The sequence below is a fragment of the Pseudomonas sp. B23(2017) genome, from assembly GCF_002113725.1.
GTDB classification, from domain to species: Bacteria; Pseudomonadota; Gammaproteobacteria; order Pseudomonadales; family Pseudomonadaceae; genus Aquipseudomonas; species Aquipseudomonas putida_Z.
This window is the reverse complement of record NZ_NEJM01000005.1, coordinates 247,427-269,714: the sequence shown is the minus strand read 5'-3', so window position 1 is coordinate 269,714 and position 22,288 is coordinate 247,427. Positions and strand designations below refer to the sequence as shown.

Annotated in this window: 21 protein-coding genes, 1 pseudogene and 1 riboswitch; of the genes and pseudogenes, 9 read left to right on the top strand and 13 right to left on the bottom strand. The window is 64.4% G+C overall.

Annotation, left to right across the window (positions count from 1 at the left end; genetic code table 11):
- Positions 1-107 precede the first annotated feature (107 nt).
- Entirely contained in the window at positions 108-1,415 is a 1,308-nt protein-coding gene (locus tag CAG46_RS11390; protein ID WP_025339319.1) for an LLM class flavin-dependent oxidoreductase, read from the top strand.
- Here the strand turns inward: CAG46_RS11390 and CAG46_RS11385 are convergent.
- Positions 1,409-2,599, bottom strand: a complete 1,191-nt coding sequence (locus tag CAG46_RS11385; RefSeq protein ID WP_085615498.1) for a type II secretion system F family protein — start codon at positions 2,597-2,599, stop codon at positions 1,409-1,411. The two genes, CAG46_RS11390 and CAG46_RS11385, sit on opposite strands and share 7 nt — an antisense overlap.
- 11 nt (positions 2,600-2,610) lie before the next feature.
- Positions 2,611-3,036, bottom strand: coding sequence for a type II secretion system major pseudopilin GspG (gene gspG / locus CAG46_RS11380; RefSeq protein ID WP_025339317.1), 426 nt, complete (start codon positions 3,034-3,036; stop codon positions 2,611-2,613).
- A gap of 185 nt (positions 3,037-3,221) precedes the next feature.
- On the opposite strand from gspG, the gene CAG46_RS11375 reads away from it, so the two are divergent.
- The 4 genes from CAG46_RS11375 (at position 3,222) to CAG46_RS11360 (ending at position 8,725) form a co-directional block, all read left to right on the top strand.
- Complete coding sequence (locus CAG46_RS11375; protein WP_023662492.1) at positions 3,222-3,806, top strand: lytic transglycosylase domain-containing protein; 585 nt, start codon at positions 3,222-3,224, stop codon at positions 3,804-3,806.
- Between the two features lie 271 nt (positions 3,807-4,077).
- Positions 4,078-5,535 (top strand): sensor histidine kinase, encoded by a 1,458-nt coding sequence (locus CAG46_RS11370; RefSeq protein ID WP_085615500.1) that lies wholly within the window; start codon positions 4,078-4,080, stop codon positions 5,533-5,535.
- Positions 5,536-5,835: 300 nt separating this feature from the next.
- The gene (locus CAG46_RS11365; protein ID WP_085615502.1) at positions 5,836-7,329 is read left to right on the top strand and encodes a HAMP domain-containing sensor histidine kinase; all 1,494 of its coding nucleotides are present in this window, start codon (positions 5,836-5,838) and stop codon (positions 7,327-7,329) included.
- Positions 7,298-8,725 (top strand): sigma-54 dependent transcriptional regulator, encoded by a 1,428-nt coding sequence (locus CAG46_RS11360; RefSeq protein WP_025339314.1) that lies wholly within the window; start codon positions 7,298-7,300, stop codon positions 8,723-8,725. Before CAG46_RS11365 ends, CAG46_RS11360 begins: the two co-directional genes overlap by 32 nt.
- Positions 8,726-8,893: 168 nt before the next feature.
- Here CAG46_RS11360 and CAG46_RS11355 read toward each other — a convergent pair whose 3' ends face one another.
- From CAG46_RS11355 to CAG46_RS11345, 3 genes are all read right to left on the bottom strand, one after another.
- On the bottom strand, positions 8,894-9,187 hold the full coding sequence (locus CAG46_RS11355; RefSeq protein WP_013972806.1) for a hypothetical protein: 294 nt from the start codon (positions 9,185-9,187) through the stop codon (positions 8,894-8,896).
- A gap of 84 nt (positions 9,188-9,271) precedes the next feature.
- Positions 9,272-10,624, bottom strand: a complete 1,353-nt coding sequence (locus CAG46_RS11350) for a GntP family permease (RefSeq protein ID WP_015270532.1) — start codon at positions 10,622-10,624, stop codon at positions 9,272-9,274.
- 111 nt (positions 10,625-10,735) lie between these two features.
- Positions 10,736-11,275 (bottom strand): gluconokinase, encoded by a 540-nt coding sequence (locus CAG46_RS11345; RefSeq protein WP_025339313.1) that lies wholly within the window; start codon positions 11,273-11,275, stop codon positions 10,736-10,738.
- A gap of 206 nt (positions 11,276-11,481) precedes the next feature.
- Here CAG46_RS11345 and CAG46_RS11340 point away from each other — a divergent pair, with 206 nt between their 5' ends.
- The 3 genes and pseudogenes from CAG46_RS11340 to CAG46_RS29310 all read left to right on the top strand — a co-directional run bounded on the left by CAG46_RS11340 (position 11,482) and on the right by CAG46_RS29310 (position 13,959).
- The gene (locus CAG46_RS11340; protein ID WP_025339312.1) at positions 11,482-12,501 is read left to right on the top strand and encodes a LacI family DNA-binding transcriptional regulator; all 1,020 of its coding nucleotides are present in this window, start codon (positions 11,482-11,484) and stop codon (positions 12,499-12,501) included.
- Between the two features lie 102 nt (positions 12,502-12,603).
- Positions 12,604-13,422: pseudogene (locus CAG46_RS29315) on the top strand (PAS domain-containing protein); the annotation flags it as partial.
- 42 nt (positions 13,423-13,464) lie between these two features.
- On the top strand, positions 13,465-13,959 hold the full coding sequence (locus CAG46_RS29310) for a methyl-accepting chemotaxis protein (protein ID WP_256575079.1): 495 nt from the start codon (positions 13,465-13,467) through the stop codon (positions 13,957-13,959).
- Here CAG46_RS29310 and CAG46_RS11330 read toward each other — a convergent pair.
- The 8 genes from CAG46_RS11330 to CAG46_RS11295 all read right to left on the bottom strand — a co-directional run bounded on the left by CAG46_RS11330 (position 13,934) and on the right by CAG46_RS11295 (position 21,528).
- Complete coding sequence (locus CAG46_RS11330) at positions 13,934-17,203, bottom strand: transporter substrate-binding domain-containing protein (protein WP_085615506.1); 3,270 nt, start codon at positions 17,201-17,203, stop codon at positions 13,934-13,936. The two genes, CAG46_RS29310 and CAG46_RS11330, sit on opposite strands and share 26 nt — an antisense overlap.
- A gap of 13 nt (positions 17,204-17,216) precedes the next feature.
- Positions 17,217-17,831: a response regulator transcription factor gene (locus tag CAG46_RS11325; RefSeq protein ID WP_085615508.1), complete on the bottom strand. Its 615-nt coding sequence runs from the start codon at positions 17,829-17,831 to the stop codon at positions 17,217-17,219.
- Between the two features lie 231 nt (positions 17,832-18,062).
- Positions 18,063-18,305, bottom strand: coding sequence for a DUF1272 domain-containing protein (locus CAG46_RS11320; RefSeq protein WP_085615510.1), 243 nt, complete (start codon positions 18,303-18,305; stop codon positions 18,063-18,065).
- 66 nt (positions 18,306-18,371) lie between these two features.
- Complete coding sequence (cobM, locus tag CAG46_RS11315) at positions 18,372-19,124, bottom strand: precorrin-4 C(11)-methyltransferase (protein ID WP_085615512.1); 753 nt, start codon at positions 19,122-19,124, stop codon at positions 18,372-18,374.
- A 31-nt stretch (positions 19,125-19,155) separates the two neighbouring features.
- A complete protein-coding gene (locus CAG46_RS11310; protein WP_085615514.1) occupies positions 19,156-19,542 on the bottom strand; it encodes a cobalamin biosynthesis protein in 387 nt (128 codons plus the stop codon).
- Entirely contained in the window at positions 19,542-20,228 is a 687-nt protein-coding gene (locus CAG46_RS11305; RefSeq protein ID WP_085615516.1) for a CbtA family protein, read from the bottom strand. The genes CAG46_RS11310 and CAG46_RS11305 overlap by 1 nt, the downstream gene beginning before the upstream one ends.
- Before the next feature lie 9 nt (positions 20,229-20,237).
- Complete coding sequence (locus tag CAG46_RS11300) at positions 20,238-20,426, bottom strand: CbtB domain-containing protein (protein WP_025339304.1); 189 nt, start codon at positions 20,424-20,426, stop codon at positions 20,238-20,240.
- 92 nt (positions 20,427-20,518) lie between these two features.
- A riboswitch (cobalamin riboswitch) is annotated at positions 20,519-20,743 on the bottom strand.
- 305 nt (positions 20,744-21,048) lie between these two features.
- The gene (locus CAG46_RS11295; RefSeq protein ID WP_085615518.1) at positions 21,049-21,528 is read right to left on the bottom strand and encodes a GNAT family N-acetyltransferase; all 480 of its coding nucleotides are present in this window, start codon (positions 21,526-21,528) and stop codon (positions 21,049-21,051) included.
- Between the two features lie 125 nt (positions 21,529-21,653).
- Here CAG46_RS11295 and CAG46_RS11290 point away from each other — a divergent pair, with 125 nt between their 5' ends.
- On the top strand, positions 21,654-22,283 hold the full coding sequence (locus CAG46_RS11290; protein ID WP_170978850.1) for a LysE family translocator: 630 nt from the start codon (positions 21,654-21,656) through the stop codon (positions 22,281-22,283).
- The last annotated feature ends 5 nt before the right edge of the window (positions 22,284-22,288 follow it).

The window sequence follows — 22,288 nt, the reverse complement described above, 5'->3', positions numbered from 1 at the left end:
CGCTCCCACAGGGGGCAGTGCAGCACTCGAATACTGCGCAATTCCTGTGGGAGCGGGTTTACCCGCGAAGAGGCCGGACCAGCCACCACCATTTCCGAGGAATACCCATGACCACCCGCAAGATCAAGCTCGGTGCCCTGACCATGGGCTGCGGCGGCCCTGGCCGGCACAACCTGTGGCTCGACCCGGAGCTGCCTGCCGACGCCAGCGTCAATATCGACTGGTACATCGACATCGCCCGCCAGGCCGAGGCGGCGTTGTTCGACCTGATGTTCATCGTCGACAGCCAGTACATCACCCCCGGCTCGCCGTCCCATTACCTCAACCGCCTGGAGCCGCTGACCCTGCTTTCGGCGCTGGCGGTAAGCACACGCCACATCGGCCTGGTCGGCACCCTGACCACTTCCTACAACGAACCCTTCAACGTCGCCCGCCGCCTTGCCTCGCTGGACCTGATCAGCAAGGGCCGCGCCGGCTGGAACGTGGTCACCAGTGGCGACGCCGGCACCGCCGGCAACTATGGCCGCGACGAGCACTACGACTACGACACCCGCTATGCCCGCGCCCAGGAGCACGTCGCGGTGGTGCAGGGCCTGTGGCGTTCCTATGAAGACGGCGCCTTCCCGCGCAACCGGGCCACCGGGCAGTTCCTCGACCCCAGCCGGATGCATGCCCTGAACCACAAGGGCGAGCACTTCTCGGTGGTGGGGCCGTTGAACATCCAGCGCTCGCCACAGGGCCAGCCGGTCATCTTCCAGGCCGGCGATTCGCAGCAGGGGCGTGACCTTGGGGCCGCCACCGCGGATGTTATCTTCACCCACGCCGCCAGCATCGAGCAGGGCCAGGCGTTCTACCGTGATGTGAAAGGCCGCGCCGCGCGGCTGGGGCGTGACCCCGAGCAGTTGCTGGTATTGCCCGGGGCGGAGATCTATGTCGGCGACACCGACGAACACGCCCGCGAGATCGAGCGCCATTACCACCAGCAGGACCACAGCTTCGAGCTGGCGCTCAAGGAGTTCGGGCGCAACTTCGGCTGGCACGACTTCAGCCAGTACGACCTCGATGCGCCATTCCCGCAAGAAAGCCTGGAGCACGCGCGCAGCAGCTTCTTCACCAACGCCAGGCGCATTGCCGACCAGGCACGGGAGCAGGGCTTGAGCTTGCGCCAGGCGGTAGAGTTCGGTCGCCAGTTGCGGCCGGGGGCCTTCGTCGGTTCGCCGGCAACGGTAGCGGCCAGAATGGCCGAGTGGTTCGAGGCGCGGGCGCTGGATGGTTTCAACATCTATATCGGCCACCCCGGGCAGTTCCGCCGCTTTACCGAGCAAGTGGTGCCGCTGCTGCAGGAACGCGGGGTATACCGCACTGCCTACGAGGGCACCACCCTGCGTGAAAGCCTGGGCCTGGCCATTCAGTGAATGCTCGAGGCCAGTTCGAAGATCGGCATGTACATCAGGATCACGATCAGGCCGATCAGCAGGCCGATGAAGGTCATCAGCAGTGGTTCGAACAGCTTGACGAACCATTCCACCCAGCGGCCGATTTCCTGGTCATGGAAGTCGGCGCAGCGCTCCAGCATCTCGCCCAGGTTGCCGGACTGCTCGCCGGCCCGTAGCAGGCGCAGCGATACCGGCGTGACCAGTTGCCCGGCCTCCAGCGCGTCGGACAGCGGCAACCCTTCGCCAACCCGCTGGCTGGCGTGCTCCAGGCCCTGGGCCGCCGCGCTGCCGAGCAGGCCGCGGGCCATGCCCATGGCGGTGAGGATGGGGATACCGCCTTGCAGCAGGATGCCCAACGAGCGGTAGAAGCGCGCCAGTTCGTACATCATCAGGCGTTGGTGCAGTGCCGGCAGGCGCCGCAGCTGGCAGGCCGCCCAGCGCCGCACCCGTGGCTGGCGGCGCAGCAGCCACAGCGCCATGACCACGCCGAGGGTGCCCAACGCCAGTGGCAATTGCTGGGCATGCAGGAACAGGCCGATCTGCATCAGCAGCCGAGACAGCCAGGGCAACTCGGTGCCCATGCCCTCGAATACCTGGCTGAAACGCGGCACCACGTAGCCAAGCAGGAACAGCACCACGCCACCACCCACCAGCAATAGCAGCAACGGGTACACCGAGGCGCCCACCAGCTTCTGCCGTACCAGGTCCAGGCGCTGGCGGTAGCTGATGTAGCGGGCGAGGGCGTCGCCGAGCGCGCCGGTACGCTCGCTGGATTGCACCAGCGCCACGTACAGCGGCGGGAATACCCGTGGCTGCTGGCCCAGGGCCTGGGACAGCGAGCGGCCTTCGTACAGTTGGCGGACCAGTTCGGCGAGCACTTTGCGCGTTGCCGCTGCGGGGGCCTTTTCCGCCAGGCTCTCCAGCGCGTCGATCAGCGGCAGGCCGGCGTTGAGCAGGGTCGAAAGTTCCTGGCTGAACAGCACCAGGTCAAAGCTTGCTTCGCGGCGCCAGGCCATGCCGCGCAAGGCGCCGCCGTGGCCACGCAGGCTGAGCACGCGCAGGCCCTGGTCCTCGGCCTGGCGGCGGGCCTGGTCGGCGTCCTCGGCGTCGATCTGCAACTGCACCACGCCCTGCCTGCCCAGGGCCTTGAGGCTGTAGCGCATGGCCGTTCTCCCTACTGCCAACTGGTGATTTCGGCGTTTTCCCCGTCGCCACCGGGCTGGCCGTCCTTGCCCATCGACAGCAGGTCGTACTCGCCGCCGTTCTCGCCGGGTTGCCGGTAGATGTACGCGCGGCCCCACGGGTCTTGCGGCACGGCCTTCTGCAGGTATGGGCCGGTCCAGCGCGCTTCGCCACTGGGGGCGATCACCAGGGCCTGCAGGCCTTGCTCACTGCTGGGGTAGTGGCCGACTTCGAGGCGGTACAGGTCCAGGGCCTTGCTCAGCCCCTCTATCTGCGCCCGCGCCACCTTGGCCTCGGAGCGGCCGAGCTGGCTGAAGTACTTGGGCGCGACGATACCGGCCAACAGGCCGAGCACCACCAGCACCACCAGGAGTTCGAGCAGGGTGAAGCCACGTTGAGGGTTGGTTCTGCGCTGCATGGTGAAGCCCTCCGCTGCATGGGGACAAGCTTTTGCAGGCTCCATGCAACAGCCGTGCACGCCTGCGCTGGCGCCTTGCACCATGCGGTACGCAAAGCGGCACAGTGCTTGCGTCGTGGTCATCGACCTCGGGTTTTCCGGGGTATATCCCCCAAATTTGGGGGTACCACGAAGAGGCGACCGACATGCGTGGACTCATTCTCGGTTTGATCTGGCTGGTGGCAGGTGCTGCCCAGGCCGATGTGTACATTTCCATCGACGCCAAAGGCAGCTACATACTGACCAACGTCCATCGACCCGGGCGCCTCTATGAAACGGTGATCAGCGAGCCGAAGGCCCAGGCCGGCCCGGCCAACGCGCAGCTCATCACTGGCCGCCCCTACGCCAAGCTGGTCGCCGCCGCGGCGCGTACCCACGACGTACCCCCGGCGTTGCTGCATGCGGTGATCAAGGCCGAGTCCGGCTACAACCCCAAGGCCCGCTCACCGGCGGGCGCGGTGGGGCTGATGCAACTGATGCCGGATACCGCCCGCGAGATGGGCGTGGAAAACCGCCTGGACCCGGAAGACAACGTGCAGGGCGGGGCCCGCTACCTCAAGCGCATGCTCAACTTGTTCGACAATGACATCACCCTGGCCGTGGCGGCCTACAACGCCGGCCCCGAAGCTGTGCTGCGCCGTGGTGCGGTACCGCCGTTTGCCGAGACCCGGCGCTATGTACCGAATGTGCTGCGGGAGTACCGCAGGTTGCAGGGATTGACGGGTGATTAGCCTCTGTAGCCCCATTCGAAGCTAATGCGGCCCCTGTGGGAGCGGCTTTAGCCGCGAAGAATCCAACGCGGTGCATGGCACCGGCTGCGCCGGTGTTCGCGGCTAAAGCCGCTCCCACAGGGACCGTGTCAGCATCTGGATTTTTGCAAGGCAGGTGCGTTCAATACCGGAAACAAAACAATACCCTTCGGCGGATGCCACCAAGCTGACCCGATGGTTTCCCCAACTCTGGGCTATAACCTTCTGAAGGTGCCCAGTTGTGGAGTCCGCCATGGACATCGCCCCTCGTTCCGACGCTATTGAAGTACCCGCCGGTAACGAACTGGCCACCCCACGCAAGCCGTTCAACCTGCTGCGCTGGTACGCCTGGGTCAGCCTGGCCATCATCCTCTCGGTAGCGCTCGGGCTGGGGTTGATTTCCAGCCGTTTCATCATCGACGAGAGCATCGAGCGCGATGCCTTGCTCACCGCGCAATTCATTACCTCCATCGCCGATGCCGAAGTGCGCCATGTGTCGATCCCCAATGTGCGCACCATGGGTGAACTGCTCGACCCGCGCATCGACCGCGCCAACCTGCTCGATGTCGACCCGGACGCCCGGCGCAGGGCGCGTGGCGAGTTTCTCGACCACATCGCCCACCTGCCCGACATGCTGCTGGCCAACATCTATGCCCCGGACCGTACGGTGATCTGGTCCAGCAACCCGGCGCTGGTCGGCAAGCTGATCGAAGGCGACCAGGATCTGGAGAAGGCCTTCGAATACAAGATGCGAGTCTCGGCCAGCTACCACAACTTCGAACAGGCCCGCGCCGAGCAGAAGTTCATCATCCCACCCGAGCAGTTGTTCATCGAGAACTACATTCCGCTGTTCGATGCCGATGGCGAGCAGGTCACGGCGATGGTCGAGATCTACAAGGAGCCCCATGACCTGATCGTGCGCATCGAGCATGGCCTGATCCTGATCTGGCTGGCGATCACCGTCGGTGCCGGGCTGGTCTACGTCGGCCTGTACGGCATCATGCACCGCGCCGCGCGCCTGCTGTCGGTGCAGCAGAAGCGGCTGATCAGCAACGAAACCTACGTGGCACTGGGCGAGGTGTCCTCGGCGGTAGCCCACAGCCTGCGCAACCCGCTGGCCAGCATCCGTTCCAGTGCCGAGCTGGCCCAGGCGTTCGACGACGGCCCGGCGCAGCGCAATGTCAACGACATCATCAGCCAGGTCGACCGCATGTCGCAGTGGATCCGCCAGATGTTGCAGTCATTGCGCCCGCTCAACGATGAGGCAGTGGCGGTGGATTTGCCGCTGGCATTGCAGGAAAGCCTGCAGACCTACGCGGTGCTGCTGGCGCGTGGCGGCGTGAGCCTGGACCTGCAACCGTTACCGGCGGTGCAGGTGCTGGGGCACCCGGTGTTACTGCGGCAGATTTTCAGCAGCCTGATCGCCAACGCCCTGGAGTCGATGGAGCAGGGTGGGCGGTTGCGTGTCGAGGTGGTGCGCCATGACCGGCGTAACCTGACCCTGCGCCTGTCCGACAACGGCAAAGGCATGAACGAAGAGCAGCAGCGCATGGCCTTCCGGCCTTTCTTCACCACCAAGCAGGGTGGGTTGGGCGTGGGCCTGGTGTTGGTGAAACGCATCATGGAACGCTTCGGTGGCAGCGTCCGGCTCAGCAGCAGTGAAGGCCATGGCACCCGGGTTTCGTTGAGTTTCCGGCTGATGGAATCCTGATAATTTACATTGATAAATATTCGTATCTTGCTGTTTATAAAGGACTTATGTTTTTGGGGTGAAAATCCCCAAATGTGGGGGATTATCCTCCATGCGAATCTAGGAAAATTCATTAACCTATTGATTGTAAACAACTAATCAAATCACTAGGGTGGCTGGCTGGGTTCTTGCAACGTGACAGGCGGAGCGCAACACACGACAAATGGCAGCTGCGGCTGCACGGGTGGAGTGCTATCAATTGGCTACTGTTCGTCGCCTTGATTGCATTTCTGAACGGACGCCCTGCGCGGGAAGCACGCGATGCAGATGCTGGATAATGAAGTGCCAGACAAGGCCAGTACTACCGCCAGCGGTGTGGCCGTGCCATTGCGCGAATTCAACCTGCTGCGCTGGTTCTCGGTCATCAGCCTGCTGATCATCGCCTCGGTGGCAGGCGGGCTGGGTTATGTGTCGACGCGTTTCGTGGTGCGCGACAGCGTCGAGCGCGATGCCATGCTCACCGCCCAGTTCATCCAGGCCATGGCCCAGGCCGAAGTGCGCCATTCGCAGTTGCCGCCGGGCACCACCATGGGCGAGTTGCTTGACCCGCGCCTGGACCAGCAGCACCTGCAGTTCACCCCGGACCTGGCTGAATCTACCCGGGTCGAGTTCCTCGACCATGTCGAGCACCTGCCGGACACCTTGCTGGCCAATGTCTATGCACGCGACCGCACCATCGTCTGGTCGACCAACCGGGAGCTGATCGGCAAGCGCATCGAGGCCGATGGTGACCTCGACCGCGCCTTCCGCTCGCGCAAGGCGGTGTCGGCCAGCTACCACCAGGCCGACGATGACCGCGAAGAGCAGAAGTTCCAGCGTGAGCCGCGCTACCTGTTCATCGAGAACTACATCCCGCTGTTCGACAGCCAGGGCGAGCAGGTGCTGGCGATGGTGGAGATCTACAAGGAGCCGCAAGACCTGGTGCGGCGCATCCAGCGCGGCTACGTGCTGATCTGGGCCTCGACCCTGGTGGGCGGGGCGCTGGTCTACTTCGGCCTGTTCTGGATCGTGCGCCGCGCGGCGCAGCTGCTGCACCTGCAGCAGGATCGGCTGGTGGCCAGTGAAACCTATGTGGCCCTGGGCGAGATGTCCTCGGCGGTGGCGCATAGCTTGCGCAACCCGCTGGCGAACATTCGCTCCAGCGCCGAACTGGCCCAGGAAATCGCCAACCCCGCGGCGCAGAAGAACATCACCGACATCATCAGCCAGGTCGACCGCATGTCGCGCTGGGTGCGTGACTTGCTGGTGTCGCTGCGCCCGACCAGTGACGACGCCGAGGCCGTGGACCTGGTGACGGCCATCGAGGACACCCACCTGGCCTTCGCCCAGCAGATCGAACGCAACGGCGTGCGCTTCTGCTACGAAGGCCCCGCGGCACAATGGGTGGCCAGCCAGCCGCTACAACTCACGCAAATTCTCAACACCCTGTTCTCCAATGCCCTGGAAGCCATGCCCGAAGGCGGCATGCTGCGTGCCCAGGTCAATGTGCAGGATGGGCAGCGTGCCGAGTTCGTCCTCAGCGATACCGGCAAGGGCATGAGCCAACAGCAGGAACGGATGGTGTTCAAGCCGTTCTACACCACCAAGCAGGGCGGCCTCGGCGTAGGCCTGGCCCTGGTCAAACGCATCATGGAACGTTTTGGCGGCTCGGTCAGCCTGAGCAGCCGCGAAGAGGAAGGAACCCGCGTCAGCCTCACATTCAATATCGCAGCGGGAGGGGACCATGGAGCACAGCATCCTGGTAGTCGAGGATGATGAAATTCTCGCCGACAATATTCGCACCTACCTCAGCCTCAAGGGCTTCGAGGTCACCGTGTGCCACAGCGCGGAACTGGCGCTGGAGCAGATCAAACGGGGCCAGCCCGATGCGGTGCTGACCGACAACTCGCTGCCGGGCATGAGCGGGCACGACCTGCTGCGTACCTTGGTGGCGCAGGTGCCGGACCTGAAAGTGATCATGATGACCGGCTACGGCAATGTCGAAGATGCCGTGCAGGCAATGAAGGAGGGCGCCTTCCATTACCTGACCAAGCCGGTGGTGCTGGCCGAGCTCAAGCTGACCCTGGACAAGGCACTGGCTGCCGAGCGCATGGAGCGCACGTTGTCGTTCTACCAGGAGCGCGAGGCGCAGAAGTCCGGGTTGCAGGCGTTGATCGGCGAATCACCGACGATGCTCACCCTCAAGCACACCCTGCGCCAGGTGCTGGATGCCGAGCGGCGCATGGCCAGCGACGACTTGCCACCGGTGCTGATCGAAGGCGAGACCGGTACCGGCAAGGAGCTGGTGGCCCGCGCCCTGCATTTCGATGGTTCGCGCAGCAAGGGGCCGTTCATCGAGTTCAACTGTGCCTCGATCCCGGCCAACCTGCTGGAGGCCGAGCTGTTCGGCCACGAGAAGGGCGCCTTTACCGATGCCAAGGAGCGCCGGGTGGGCCTGGTGGAGGCTGCCGATGGCGGCACCTTGTTCCTCGACGAGATTGGCGAGATGGACCTGGTGCTGCAGGCCAAGCTGCTCAAGTTGCTGGAAGACCGCAGTATCCGCCGGATCGGCGCGGTGAAGGAGCGCAAGGTCGACCTGCGGGTGATCAGCGCTACCAACTGCAACCTGGAGCAGATGGTGCAGCAGGGCAAGTTCCGCCGCGACCTGTTCTTCCGCCTGCGCATCATCGCCCTGAAGGTACCGCGCCTGTATGCCCGCGGGCAGGACGTGCTGCTGCTGGCGCGGCATTTCCTGGCCCATCATGGCCGGCGTTATGGCAAGCCGAACCTGCGTTTTTCCGCCGAGGCGGAAAACCTGATGCTTGGTTACAGCTGGCCAGGCAATGTGCGCGAACTGCGCAACATGCTGGAGCAGACCGTGCTGCTGGCACCGAACGAGGTGGTGCAGGCGCATCAGCTCAACCTGTGCATGACCCTGATCGACGAGCCGCTGGTGCAACAGGCGGCGCCTGCGGTGTTCGAAATGCCCCGGCACGAACCCGAGCCCGGCACCAGCCTGCCGGACATGGAGCGCGACCTGGTGTGCAAGACCCTGGACCGCACGGACTGGAACGTGACCAAGTCGGCGCGCATGCTCGGGTTGTCGCGGGACATGCTGCGTTACCGGATCGAGAAACTGGGGCTGACCAGGCCGGACAAGCGCCAGTGGTGAGGGCCCCCTTGTGGGAGGGGCATTTGTAGGAGCGGCCTTGTGTCGCGAAAGGGCCGCAACGCGGCCCCGGGATTGATGCGCAACAGTTGAAATTGCTGGGGCTGCTTTGCAGCCCTTTCGCGACACAAGGCCGCTCCTACAGGGATTGTTAGAATTTGAGGGCATTGATCAACGCTGATTATCGGCTGCTCCCTGCCGCCCGGTACCTTCCGAGCCACTGCCATCCATACCCGGCAAATCCCGGTTGTCATTCTGTTCAGCGGGCGGGCTGTCCGGGTCGTTGCCTTTTATGCGTGGGTCGGTGTCCCGCGGCATGGGCTTTTCGATCGGGTTGAGGGTGCTGTCCGCGCCCGGCTTGGGCGCCGGGTTGTGCGGGTCGTCGGGGTAGGTGGGGCCGGTGCCGGCAGCGATGGCCAATGGCGCGGCGAGCAGGGCAATCAGCAGGATGCTTGAGCGGGGCATGGCAGGCTCCTTTGCTTCTGGTAGGGCTGATACTTCCGTTCGGCCCTACCCGAAGCTTCAAGGTGCCATTACCCCGATCAACGGTTACACCACCAGCGACAGCAACATGATGAAGATGATGCCGACGATCGAAAGGATGGTCTCCATCATGCTCCAGGTCTTGAAGGTTTCCGCCACGGTCATGTTGAAGTACTGCTTCACCAGCCAGAAACCGGCGTCGTTGACATGGGACAGGATCAGCGAGCCGGCGCCGGTGGCCAGCACCAGCAGCTCACGGTTGACCCCAGGCACCAGGTCGATCACCGGTGCGACGATGCCCGCGCCGGTGATGGTGGCGACCGTCGCGGAACCGGTGGCAATGCGGATTACCGCCGCTACCAGCCAGGCCAGCATGATCGGCGAAATCTCCGCCTGCACGGCCATCTGCCCGATCACGTTGCCCACGCCGGTGTCTACCAGCATCTGCTTGAAGCCGCCGCCGGCACCCACGATCAGCACGATCGCCGCGGTCGGTGCCAGGCTCTGGTCGAGCATCTTCATGATCTGCTGGCGGTTGAAGCCACGGGCCGAGCCGAAGGTGTAGAAGGCCAGCAGCAGGGCAGCGAGCAGGGCGGTGATGGGGTGGCCGATCAGGTCCATCCACTGGCGCACGATGTGCTCGGCTGGCAGCACCACGTCGGCGAAGGTCTTCAGCAGCATCAGCACCACCGGCAGCAGCACCGTGACCAGGGTGATGGTGAAGCTTGGCAGGTTGCCCTGGTCGGACTCCTTGGCGATCTGGTCCATCAGCTCCTGGGACGGGGTGCCCGGGATGTAGCGGGAAATGAAGTTACCGAACAGCGGGCCGGCGATGATGGCGGTAGGCAGCGCCACGATCAGGCCATAGAAGATGGTCTTGCCGATGTCGGCATGGAAGATGCCGATCGCCAGCAGCGGGCCCGGGTGCGGGGGCACCAGGCCGTGCACTACCGACAGGCCGGCCAGCAGTGGAATGCCGATCTTGATCAGCGACACGCCGGAGCGCCGGGCGACGATGAACACCAGCGGAATCAGCAGCACGAAGCCAATTTCGAAGAACAGCGGGATGCCCACCAGGAAGGCGGCGAACATCATCGCCCAGTGCACGTTCTTCTTGCCGAAGGCACGGATGAGGGTTTGCGCGATCTGGTCGGCCCCCCCGGAGTCGGCCATCAGCTTGCCAAGCATGGTGCCCAGGGCAAGCACGATGCCGACGAAGCCCAGCACGCCGCCAAAACCGTCCTGGAACGATTTCATGACCTTGGCCACCGGCATGCCGGAGGTCAGGCCAAGGAAGCCGGCCGCGATGGTCAGGGCGACGAAAGGGTGGACTTTGAAGTGGGTGATCAGCAGGATCAGCCCGACGATGGTAACCAGCGCGTCGAGCAGCAGGAAGGTATCAGTAGCCAGTCCGAACATGGTTTGAAGGCCTCGGTCTTATCGTTGTTTTGGCGTAGCTTTTTTGTAACTTTGCTTGCGCTTATGGGGCAGGGTAGCGCTGTCTTGGGTGGGCCGGGAAAGCCGCCACGGTCAGGCGGTTTGTGCCAGGCCCGGCTCACCGCGGCCCTTTAGCCAGCTGTCCACCGCTTCGGCAAGCGCTTCGATGGGCTGAGTGGCGTCAAGTGCCAGGGTCAGGGGTTCGCCGTGTGGCGCCTCGAGGGCAGCGAACTGGCTGTCGATGAGGCTCGCCGGCATGAAATGCCCGGGGCGGGCCAGCACGCGTTTTTCCGCCTCGGCGGGTGACAGTTCGAGGAACACGAACACCAGCCCGGGCATGGCATCGCGCAGGGAGTCGCGATAGCGGCGCTTGAGGGCCGAACAGGTCAGGATCGGACGTTCCCCGGCCTGGGTCGTGGCTTGCAGCTCCTGACCAAGACGCACCAGCCAGCCGGCACGGTCGCTGTCGTCCAGGGGGATGCCAGCGCTCATCTTGCGGATGTTTTCGGCAGGGTGGAAAGCGTCGCCTTCGATCAGGCGGCCGCCGCTTCGGGCGGCGATGGCAGCGCCGATGCAGCTTTTGCCGCAACCGGCCACGCCCATCACCACGATGGCGGACAGGGGAGAATTCATCAGTACCTCCTGCGGGTGAGATAGCGCTGTCTCGTCGTCGACGAACAGCAACCTCCCCGGTGTTATTGATCTTGTCCTTACGCAGTATGGACGCTTGGCGGCGAGCGCGCGGTGGTTGCTACCAAAGATTACATTGCCTGCGTCCTGAGACAGCGCTACCTTAGTGGCCGTTCCCTTTCCTTGCAAGTAGTAAAATTACAACATCCATGTCCCGCACCGGCTCCCGCACCACAGGTCGTCCCACCCTGGCAGAAGTTGCCAGGCTTTCCGGGGTTTCCCCGATTACCGCCTCGCGCGCCCTGCGTGGGGTCAGCACGGTTGCGCCGGAGCTGGTGGAAAAGGTCGTTGCTGCCGCAGCGAGCCTTGGCTACGTGGCCAACCCGGCGGCCCGTGCCTTGGCGTCGGCGCGCAGCCAGTCGGTGGTGGTGTTGATCCCGTCGCTGTCCAACCAGCTGTTCATCGATACGCTGGAAGCCATTCATGAGGTCATGCGCCCGCGCGGGCTCGAGGTGCTGATCGGCAACTATCACTACGATCTTGCCGAAGAAGAGAACCTGATCCGCAATTACCTGGCCTACCAGCCCTGCGGCATGCTGCTGACCGGTTTCGAGCGCAGCGAGGCATCGCGGCAGATGCTGGCAGCCAGTGGCGTGCCCTGTGTGCACATGATGGAACTGAATGGCGAGGCAGGGGCGTTGTCGGTCGGCTTCTCGCAGCAGCAGGCCGGGCGCGCCGCGGCCCGCCACCTGATCGAGCGCGGGCGCAAGCGCCTGGCGTTCATTGCCGCGCAGCTCGACCCGCGGGTGATGCAGCGTGCCGAAGGGTTTCGCCAGGCGTTGGCCGAGGCCGGCTTGCAGGCGGCCGAGCTGGAAGTGCTGGCGCCGGAGCCTTCTTCCATTGCTTTGGGCAGCGCGTTGTTCAGCCAGTTGCTGCAGCAGGCGCCGGATGTCGACGGTATCTTCTTCTGCAACGACGACCTGGCCCAGGGCGCGGTGCTGCAGGCATTGCGCCAAGGGGTGGAGGTGCCGCGGCAGGTGGCGATGGTCGGTTTCAACGACCTGCCGGCTTCGGCGCACATGGTGCCGCGGCTGACCTCGATTCGCACGCCTCGGGCCGCCGTGGGGCGCGGTGCTGCGCAGGCGTTGCTGGCGTTGCTCGATGGCAAGCGGGTGCCGAATGCGCAGCAGGACCTGGGCTTCGAGTTGATGGTGCGGGAGAGTTCCTGAGCCCGGACGCTTGCCCATCCTGGTCAAGAAGCGCGCTCCGTACTATGAATGCATTAATTACAAGGTGATAGCACTGTGCTTGCATGGCGCTAACGGCGATCTATGCTCAGGACACCGCGCATACAGGAGCCCGGCGTCATGTTCGATTTCCACCGCAAGTCCGATCTGGTCGAGATCCAGCGCAGTCATGAGGCCTTGGCCAGCTTGCAGGCCAAGCTGGCGGCGATCAGCCGCTCCATGGCAATGATCGAGTTCACCCCCGACGGCACGATCCTCGATGCCAATGAGCGCTTCTGCCAGGCCATGGGCTACAGCGCCGAGGAGTTGCGCGGCAAGCACCACCGGCTGTTCTGCGACCCTGGCTACGCGAAAAGCGCCGAATACCAACAATTGTGGCGTGAACTGGGGCAGGGCAAGGCCATCAGCGGTACCTTCGAGCGCATCGACAAGGCCGGACGCGAAGTCTGGCTGGAAGCCAGCTACATGCCGGTACTGGACGAGCAGCGCCAGGTCACCAGCGTGATCAAGGTGGCATCCGACATCAGCCAGCGGGTGATGGAGGAGCACGAGAGCGAAAGCCTGCTCAAGGCCATCAGCCGCTCCATGGCGGTGATCGAATTCACCCCGCAAGGCCGGGTGATCAAGGCCAACCAGAACTTCCTCGACACCATGGGCTATCGCCTGGACGAGGTGGTCGGCCGCCATCACGGGCTTTTCTGCCTGGCGCATGAGCGCGAATCGGCCGAGTACCGCGAGTTCTGGGCTTCGCTCAACCGCGGCGAATACCATTCGCACCGTTTCGAGCGCGTCGACAAACATGGCCGGACGGTCTACCTGGAGGCGTCCTACAACCCGATTTTCGACAGCAAGGGCCGCTTGTACAAGGTGGTGAAGTTCGCCAGCGACATCACCCGCCAGGTCAGCACCCAGCAAAGCGCCGCCGATGCTGCCCATGCCAGTTCGGTGCAGACCGATGCCTGCGCGCGCAAGGGCACCGAGGTGGTACAGCAGGCGGTACAGGTGATCGAGCAGATTTCCCATGAACTCAACGACGCGGCCCGCAGCATCGATGCGGTGAGCAAGCAGTCGGATGTGATCGGGCAGATCGTGCTGACCATCCGTGGCATTGCCGACCAGACCAACCTGCTGGCTTTGAACGCGGCCATCGAGGCGGCCCGCGCCGGCGAGCACGGGCGCGGTTTTGCCGTGGTGGCCGACGAGGTGCGCAGCCTGGCGGCGCGAACCAGCAAGGCCACCCTGGAAATCGTCGATGTGGTGCGGCAGAACCATGACCTGTCGCTGTTGGCCGTGGCCAGCATGCAGTCGAGCCTGAAACGCACCGATCATGGCGTGGCGCTGGCCAATGAGGCCGGCACGGTGATCATGGAAATCCAGCAGGGTTCACGGCACGTGGTAAACGCCATTAGCCAGATCAGTTCGACGCTGCAATTGCATTGAGTGCATCGCCCAGCTCGTCCAGCAGGGTCTCCAGGCTGGCTTGCAATTGCAGGCGCAGGTCAGTCGTCGGCAGGCCTTGGCCTTGGGCCTGTTCGATGGCTTCGCAATCGTGGACCAGCGTGCGTACCTTGAGCATCTTCGCCCCGCCCTTGATCCGGTGAGCCAGTGCGCGCACAGCCTCGCCGGGGGCATCTGCTGCCAGTGCGCGCAAGGTCGCAAGGTCTTCGCTGACGCTTTGCGCCAGCTGTTCCAGCAAATTCCGCGTCAGTTGTTCGTCGTCCTGGGTCAGGTGCCGCAGTTCGCCAAGGTTGAACCCGCTGGCGCGCCGCGCTGGCGGCTGTTGCCGGGGGTGAGCGTGGGGCAGGTGGGCCTTGAGCGTACGCAGGCCAATGGGTTTGAACAGGCATTCGTCCATGCCGCTGGCCAGGCAGCGGGCACGCTCCTCGGCCTGGGCGTTGGCGGTGACGCCGAGAATGCGGCATGCCGCCAGGCCGCGTTCGCCCTCGAGGCTGCGGATGCGGCGGGTCAGTTCGTGGCCGTCCATGACCGGCATGCTGCAGTCGGTGATCACCAGGTCGAAGCGCGCTGCCTGCCAGCGTGCCAGTGCGATTTCCCCGTTCTCCGCCAGCGTGACCCGATGCCCCAGGGTATGCAGCTGCCGCTCCAGCAGCAGCAGGTTGGCGGGGTAGTCGTCGACCACCAGTATGTTCAGCGGGCCGCTGCTGCTTTCCAGCTCCGGGGCGTGCTGTTCGACCTGTACCGGTGCTGCGCACGCGGGCAGCCGCACGCAGACCTGCACCTTGGTACCTACGCCTTCGACGCTCTGCAGGCTCAAGGTGCCGCCCATCAACTCGGCCAGGGTGCGGCTGATGACCAGCCCCAGGCCGGCACCCTGGCGCGCCCGGGGGCCATCGGCCTGGACGAAGGCATTGAACAGCCGGGCCTGGTCGGCTGGGCCGATGCCGATACCGGTGTCTCGCACATTCAGTTCCACTGCCAGGCTGTCATTGTCGGCGGGCGAGAGCAGCAGGCTGGCCTGGACTTCGCCGCGGTCGGTGAACTTGATGGCGTTGCTGATCAGGTTGGACAAGACCTGTTTGAGGCGCAGCGGGTCAGCCAGTACCCAGACCGGCGCAGCGGGCAGCTCGCTGTGCAAGTGCAGGCCTTTGGCCCGTGCATTGCCTTCGAACACCCGTACGGTGGCGCGTACCAGTTCGACCAGGTTGGTGGGCACCGGCTGCAGGGTGATGTGCCCGGATTCGATGCGGGAAATGTCGAGAATATCGCCAATCAGCTCAAGCAGGCCGATGGCCGAATCGTGGGCGGTCTGCAAGGTCTGGGTGTCGCAACGGCCGCCGCGGCTGTCTTCCAGGGCCAGCTCCAGCAGGCCGATCACGGCATTCATCGGGGTACGGATTTCATGGCTCATGGTGGCCAGGAAGGTGCTTTTGGTCTGGCTGGCCTGTTCGGCGTCGTCCTTGGCCTGGCGCAGTTGCTCGAGCAGGCCGCGGCTGAGCGCCAGCTGCGCTTGCAGGGCATGCTGGGCCTCGGTGCGCTGGTTGATCAGCTTGCGCAGGTAGCTGTTCCAGAACACCACCCCGGCCAGCAGCAAGGCCGACAGCACCAGCACCTGCAAGGCCAGGGTGCGGTAGTCGCGCCAAGGGCTGTCACTGACCAGGGTGGTGGTGCGCCAGCGGTTGATCAACTGGTCCAGCTCTTCGGGTGGAATGCTCAGCAACGCCTTGTCGAGGATTGCCTGCAGCTGCGGCTGGTCGGCGGCCACGGCGAAGGCGGCGATGGCCGGGTCGTCGTCGAGCACGCTGGCAATGCGCAGGCGGTCCTTGAATACATGGCTGATGTAGTAGGCGGCATTGATATGGCTGCTCAAGGCGACGTCGGCGGCACCGTTGGCCACGGCTTCCATCAGGCCTAGCGGGTTGTCCACTTCGACCATCCTGGCCTGCGGGTAGCGTTGTTGCAGCACGGCCCGTTGCGGCGAGCCGCGCACCAGGGCGATGCGCTGGCCATCCAGCGCCATGGCCTGCGCCGGTAATGCATTGTCGCTGCGGGTGACCAGCACCCGCGGGCTGACCAGATAGGGGCGGGTATAGCGCAGTTGTTTCGAACGGTCTGCGCTATAGCCCAATGCGCCGATCATCTGTGCATCGCCGCGCGCCAGACGTTCGACCATTGCCTGCGCCGACGGGCTTTCGACCGGCTTGAAATGCAGCCCCGTGCGCAGCGAGATCTGCTTGAGCAGGTCGAGGGTAATGCCACTGGGGCGGTGCTGGGCGTCGTTGAAGGTCAGTGGTGCCAGCGACGTGTTGACCAGCACGCTGATGCTGGGGTTGGCAGCGATCCAGGCTTCTTCTTCGGCGGTCAGGGCGGTGAGGTGGCGTTGTAGCAACAGGCTGGTGTTGCCACTGCTCCAGCGACGCAGGATGTTCAGGCGTTCGCTTTCGCTGATGCGCGCCAGCGCCTTGTCGACCAACTGTTGCAGGCGCGGGTTGTCACTGGCCAGGGCAAAGGCAAACGCCCCGGGGGCAACCTGGCAGAAGTGGTCGATCTTCAGTGTGCCCTGGTAACTCTTGCCAATCGCGAAGTCGGTACTGATGGCATCGCCCAGGTAGGCGTCGGCTTCGCCCAGTTCGACGGCGGCCAGCCCGGCCAGCGTCGAGCGATACAGGCTCAGTTGCGCCTTGGGGTACAGGCTACGGACGCTGCTGGCCGGCAGGTAATGATCGACCATGGCCAGGCGCAGGCCGGCGAGGTCGGGGGTGTTCTTCAGGCTGTGCCCCTCGCGGGTGACGATGACCGGCAGGTCGTCGGCGTAGCTCGCACTGAGGCTGAGCTCTGCATCCGCTGCCTCGAAGGCGTTGGAGCTGCCCAGCAGGTCGATACGGCCGTCGCGTAGCGCAGCGATGGCTTCGTGGCGGCTGTCGTAGCGTCGTACTTCGATGGTGGTACCCAGCTGTTCAGCGATGATGCCTGCGTAATCGGCGCTGAGGCCTTCATAGTCGCGCTGGCTGACATTGATTTCCAGCGGTGGGTAGTCGGGCCGCGAACTGCCAAGCACCAGGTGCTGGCGTTGCTGGAGCCATTGCCGCTCTTCGCTGGACAGCGCCAGCGGGGCGGCGGCGCTGACCGAGCGTGCCAGCAACTGGCGGGGTTCGCTGTTGGCCAGCAGCGCGCCGGAATTGGCCAGGCCGATGACCAGAAGGGCGCTTGCCAGCAGGCGCTTCATTGCCACCGAGCGCTCAATAGACGCTGTTGCGCTTGGCCAGGTCGACCATCTCAACCAGCGATTCGGTCTTGAGCTTTTCCATGATGCGGCCCCGGTAGGTGCTGATGGTCTTGGCACTGAGGTTCATGCAGGTGCCGATATTCTTGTTGTTCTCGCCGCGTGACAGGCGCCTGAGCACTTCCATTTCCCGGTTGGACAGGCTCGCCAGGCGCACCGGCTCGCTTTCCAGCGAGTTGCTGTTGACCGACATCTGCGGGAAGGTCGAGTAGCCTTTGACCAAGGCCTTCAGGGCGAACAGCAAGGCCTCGTGGTCCTCGTCCTTGGTGACGAAGGCTCCGATGCCGGCATCCAGGCAGCGCCGTACATACAGGTCGGTGGCCTGGCCGGTGAGTACCATGATCTTGGGGGCCGGTTCCAGGCTTTGGAGGCGCTTGATGACTTCCATGCCGTCCAGGCCCGGAAGTCCGATATCGAGGATGACCACGTTCGGGCGCAGTCTGCGGACCTCCTGCGTGACTTCACTGCCATCGCCGACTTCGCCGACGACCTGGAAGCGCTCGCGTTCGAGCAACATTTTCAAGGACAGTCGCACTATGGGGTGGTCGTCGACGATCAGCACGGTAGTCATGAAGAAAACTCCTGTCAGGATGTGGTCCGCTTCCTGGATCACTCAGGAATACGTCTGCAAGTAGGGTTATCGGAAGCGCTGCACGATACGACCATTCCCGGAATTTGGTAATGCCGAGTATAGAAGTGTTGAAAGTCCCCGGGCTAGTTGTTGAAAAGTCCTACAAAACGTGGGAAAGACATCACCCTGACAAAGCGGCGATGTCTGTTTTTTTGAATGTTTTGAAGTAGATCACGCGCAGGCGGAGTGTACTTTGCTCACGCGCTGGGTCGAGGCAGGGTTGTTGGCCAGCGCCTGGCCGACGCGTGTCGGGCGTGCCACCAACTGGCCGGTGCAGTTCGGGCAGCGGCCCTGGAAACGGGTTTCGGCGCAGGTGCGGCAGAAGGTGCATTCGAAGGAGCAGATCAGCGCATCAGGGCTGTCACCGGGCAGGTCGGTATCGCAGCACTCGCAGTTTGGGCGTAGGTCCAGCATGGGCATGACTCCTGTTTGCAGGCGGGAAACCGGAGTCTGCTACGCCCGTGGCGAACCTGGCAATGCTCAGTCGCCAGGGCGATAGAGGTGGGCGTGCCCGGCGCGGTACAAGGCCGATTCGGCAAACGGTGTGTCGCCCAGCACATGGCCGACCAGGATCAGCGCCGTGCGCCGGAAGCCCTTGGCCGCGACGCGTTCGACGATATCGCCGAGGGTGCCGCGCACCCAGTCCTGATCCGGCCAGGTGGCGCGATGCACCACCGCCACCGGGCAGTGCGCGCCGTAGTGCGGCAGCAGTTCTTCGACGATACGCGACAGGTGCTTGACCCCCAGGTGGATCGCCAGGGTGCTGCCATGGCGCGCCAGGTCGCCAAGTTGCTCGCCGGGCGGCATCGGCGAACTGTCGCCATAGCGGGTAAGGATAACGGTCTGCGCTACCTGGGGCAGGGTCAGTTCGCAGCCGAGCAGGGCGGCGCTGGCCGCCGTGGCGGTGACCCCGGGGATGATCTGGTAATCGATGCCCAGCGCCTGCAGATGGCGGATCTGCTCGCCGATGGCGCCGTACAGGCTGGGGTCGCCACTGTGTACCCGGGCCACATCCAGGCCTTGCTCATGCGCACTGCGCATGGCGGCAATGATCTGCTCCAGGTGCAGTTCGGCGCTATTGATCACGGTCTCGGCCTGGTGGCCCTCGAGCACGGCGGCCGGCACCAGCGAACCGGCATAGATGATCACCGGGCACTGGCGGATCAGCCGTTGGCCCTTGATTGTGATCAGTTCCGGGTCGCCGGGGCCGGCGCCGATGAAGTAGACCGTCATGGAAAGTCCTTGCAGGAAAGAGGGGAAACGTTCAACAGGCCAGGGCGAGGGTAGCCGGGCCCAGTACCTGGCGCGTCAGCAGCAACCTGGCCGTGCCGAGCCGCTCGCTGGCCAGCGCCAAAGCCGCGCTCTCCGCCACGCCCCAGCAGCCGCAGTGGGCATGGGCAGCGGCGGAGCGGTGGCTGAGCTGGAGTTCGTAGGGTTGCAATTGCGCGGTATCGTACAACACCAAGGGCACGCCGAGGCGTTCGGCCAGTTGCTGCAAGCCGGGTTCGTCGGCCTTCAGGTTGATGCTGGCGATACCGTGCAGGTCGGCCAACGCCAGGCCCTGGTTGGCCAGGGCCTGGCGTAGCAAGGTTTCCAGCGTATCCGCCGGGCAACCCCGGCGGCAGCCGAAGCCGGCGTAGAAGGCAGGCATCAGGCCTGGCTGGAGCGCCGGAACAGCCAGGCGCTGAGCAGGCCCAGGGCCAGCCAGAAGGCGGCGTTGGTCAGCCAGGAGGCCACTTTGAACTGGGTTTCCAGTGCGGCGGGGGCCAGGCTCTCGTGCACCTCGGGTTGCGGCGCACCGATCACATGGGGAATGACCAGCAGCATGACGCCCAGCGCCTTCAGCAACCAGTGGCGGGCGAACACCAGCAGGGCAAGGCCCAGCGCGGTGGCGCTGGCGGTGCCGATCCACCAGGCCTGGCGTTGCCCCAGGTCGGCGGCTGCAGTACCTGGCAGTTCCGGCGGCAGGCCCAGGGTCGGGGCCAGGCAGAACACGGCGAAGCCGGCCAGCCCCCACAGTGCGCCGGTGCCGGCACGCTTGGGTTCGCGCAGGCTGTACAGCGCGGTGAGGATCAGGGCGAAGCCGACCGCGACCACCAGGTTGCCGCCAGTGGTGGACAGCACCCGCTGCCAGCCGTCTTCCGGTGACCAGGCTTCGGCGCTGTGTTCATGGGCCGCCACTTCGCCGGCATGCTCGTGCTGGGCGACCGGGGCCGAGGATTCGTAGGTTTCTGCCTCGAGGATCAGCGGGGCGACCCAGAAGCTTTGCAGCAAGGTCAGCAGCAAGGCCGCCAGCAACCCGCTGAAGCCCGCGGTACGGGCAATGCGTGTGATCATCGGGCGTACTCAGTGGCAGGGGAAGGCGGCGCTGTGGCGGGTGTCGTGGGCGGCGTTGTGCACGGCCTCGATGTGCGAGAAGCCGGCGAAATACACCAGGCACAGGCCCAGCAGGCTGGCGCCGACGGCGATGACGACACGCTGGCTGAGGGTGACGGGGGTGGTGATGCTGTGTTGCTTGGCGCTGGTGACGGGCATGACGCGTTCCTCTGCTTTTTGTGGGCAACGGGCAAGCGCGGCAGCCCCGAGCGTGGCAGCCCAGGGGAATGCAACAGCGCCCGCCCACCGCGGGGTGTTCATGAACGCCAGGCCGGTCTCCGGGCTTGCGAGGAGGAGCCAGGCTCCTGGAAGGCGTCACCTTCCCATGCCGGGTGACCGGGCACAGTGGTACAGACGCTTCGCTCGCTTACCGTTGCGGGGGCAGCACCGGCCTTGTCCGGCCCTGCTGGAGGGCCTGTGACGCACCGGTTTCCCGTTTCACCCCCATCGGGGGCACCTGAACGCGAGGCATAAGGAGACCATGGGGCGGGGCTGCCGTCAATTGCCAGAATCGAGTTTGCGGGCGCTGCGGGTAATCTGTGGGAGCGGCTGAGTTATGTGCAAAGAGAGCGGGCTTGCCGTAATGCCTGTCAGTAACGTTTGCCGGCTTGATTGGGGCTGCTTTGCAGCCCTTCGCGGGCTTGCCCGCTCCCACAGGTTAAGCGCGAGGCTCAGAAAATACGCGGTTCCTGTGGGAGCGGGCAAGCCCGCGAAGGGCCGCAAAGCGGCCCCAATTTGCTTAACTGACTGGCATTAGGGCTTGCCCGCGAAGCGCTCCCGGTCAGCCCCGGGCAAACGCCGCCAGCTTGTCCCCATCCAGCCGGTAGCGCACCCACTCATCCTGCGCTTCAGCCCCGAGCTTCTGGTAGAAGCCGATAGCCGGCTCGTTCCAGTCCAGTACGCTCCATTCCAGCCGCCCGCAATCATTCGCCACCGCTTCGCGGGCAATATGCTGCAGCAATTGCCGCCCGGCACCGTCGCCGCGCTGCTCGGGCGTTATGTACAGGTCTTCCAGGTAGATGCCGTTGCGCCCGAGCCAGGTCGAGTAGCTGTAGAAATACACGGCAAAGCCGATTGCCCGGCCATCGCGCTCGCAAATCAGGCTGTGCACGGTGCTGCCCTCGCCAAAAAGGCTGCGCTCGATATCGGCAACGCTCGCGATCACCTCGTGGCGAGCGCGTTCGTACTCGGCCAGTTCGGTGATGAAGGCCAGGATCTGCTCAGCATCGGCGCGAACGGCAGGGCGAATGGTAAGGCTCATGGTGACGGCTTCCTTGGTCTGGTGGTAGCGGTACAGCGATGTGTATCTACACAATTTAGTGAAACTGTATCGGTCGCAGAGGAGGGCGACTCCGTTAGTGTGACAGCACCCATAAAGAAAGTGGAATGCCTGCCATGCTTGCCTCTGCCGACCTGCTCACCGCCTTCGTGCTGTTTGCCTTCGTGTCCTCCATCACCCCTGGCCCCAACAACACCATGCTGCTGGCCTCGGGCGTCAACTTCGGTGTGCGCCGCTCCATCCCGCACGCCATGGGGATCAGCATCGGTTTCATGGTAATGGTGCTGGCCGTTGGCCTGGGCCTGGGCGAGGTGTTCAAGGCCTGGCCGCCGCTGTACACGGTACTGCGCTACACCGGTGCCGCCTACCTGCTTTACCTCGCCTGGAAGATCGCCACCTCCGGGCCGGTCGGCACAGCCTCGTCCAGTGCCCGCAAACCGCTGGGCTTCTGGGGAGCGGCGGCGTTCCAGTGGGTCAATCCCAAGGCCTGGGTGATGGCAGTCGGTGCAATCACCACCTACACGCCGGCGCAAGGCTATGTGACCAACGTCATTGTCATTGCCGCCTTGTTTGCCCTGGTCAACCTGCCCAGCGTGGGGGTATGGGTGATGTTCGGCAGCGCCCTGCGCAACCTGTTGCAGAACCCGCGCTGGCTGATGCTGTTCAATGTCCTGATGGCCTTGTTGCTGGTGATTTCACTGTACCCGCTGCTGTTTGTAGAATCGGCGTTTTCCTGACCCCG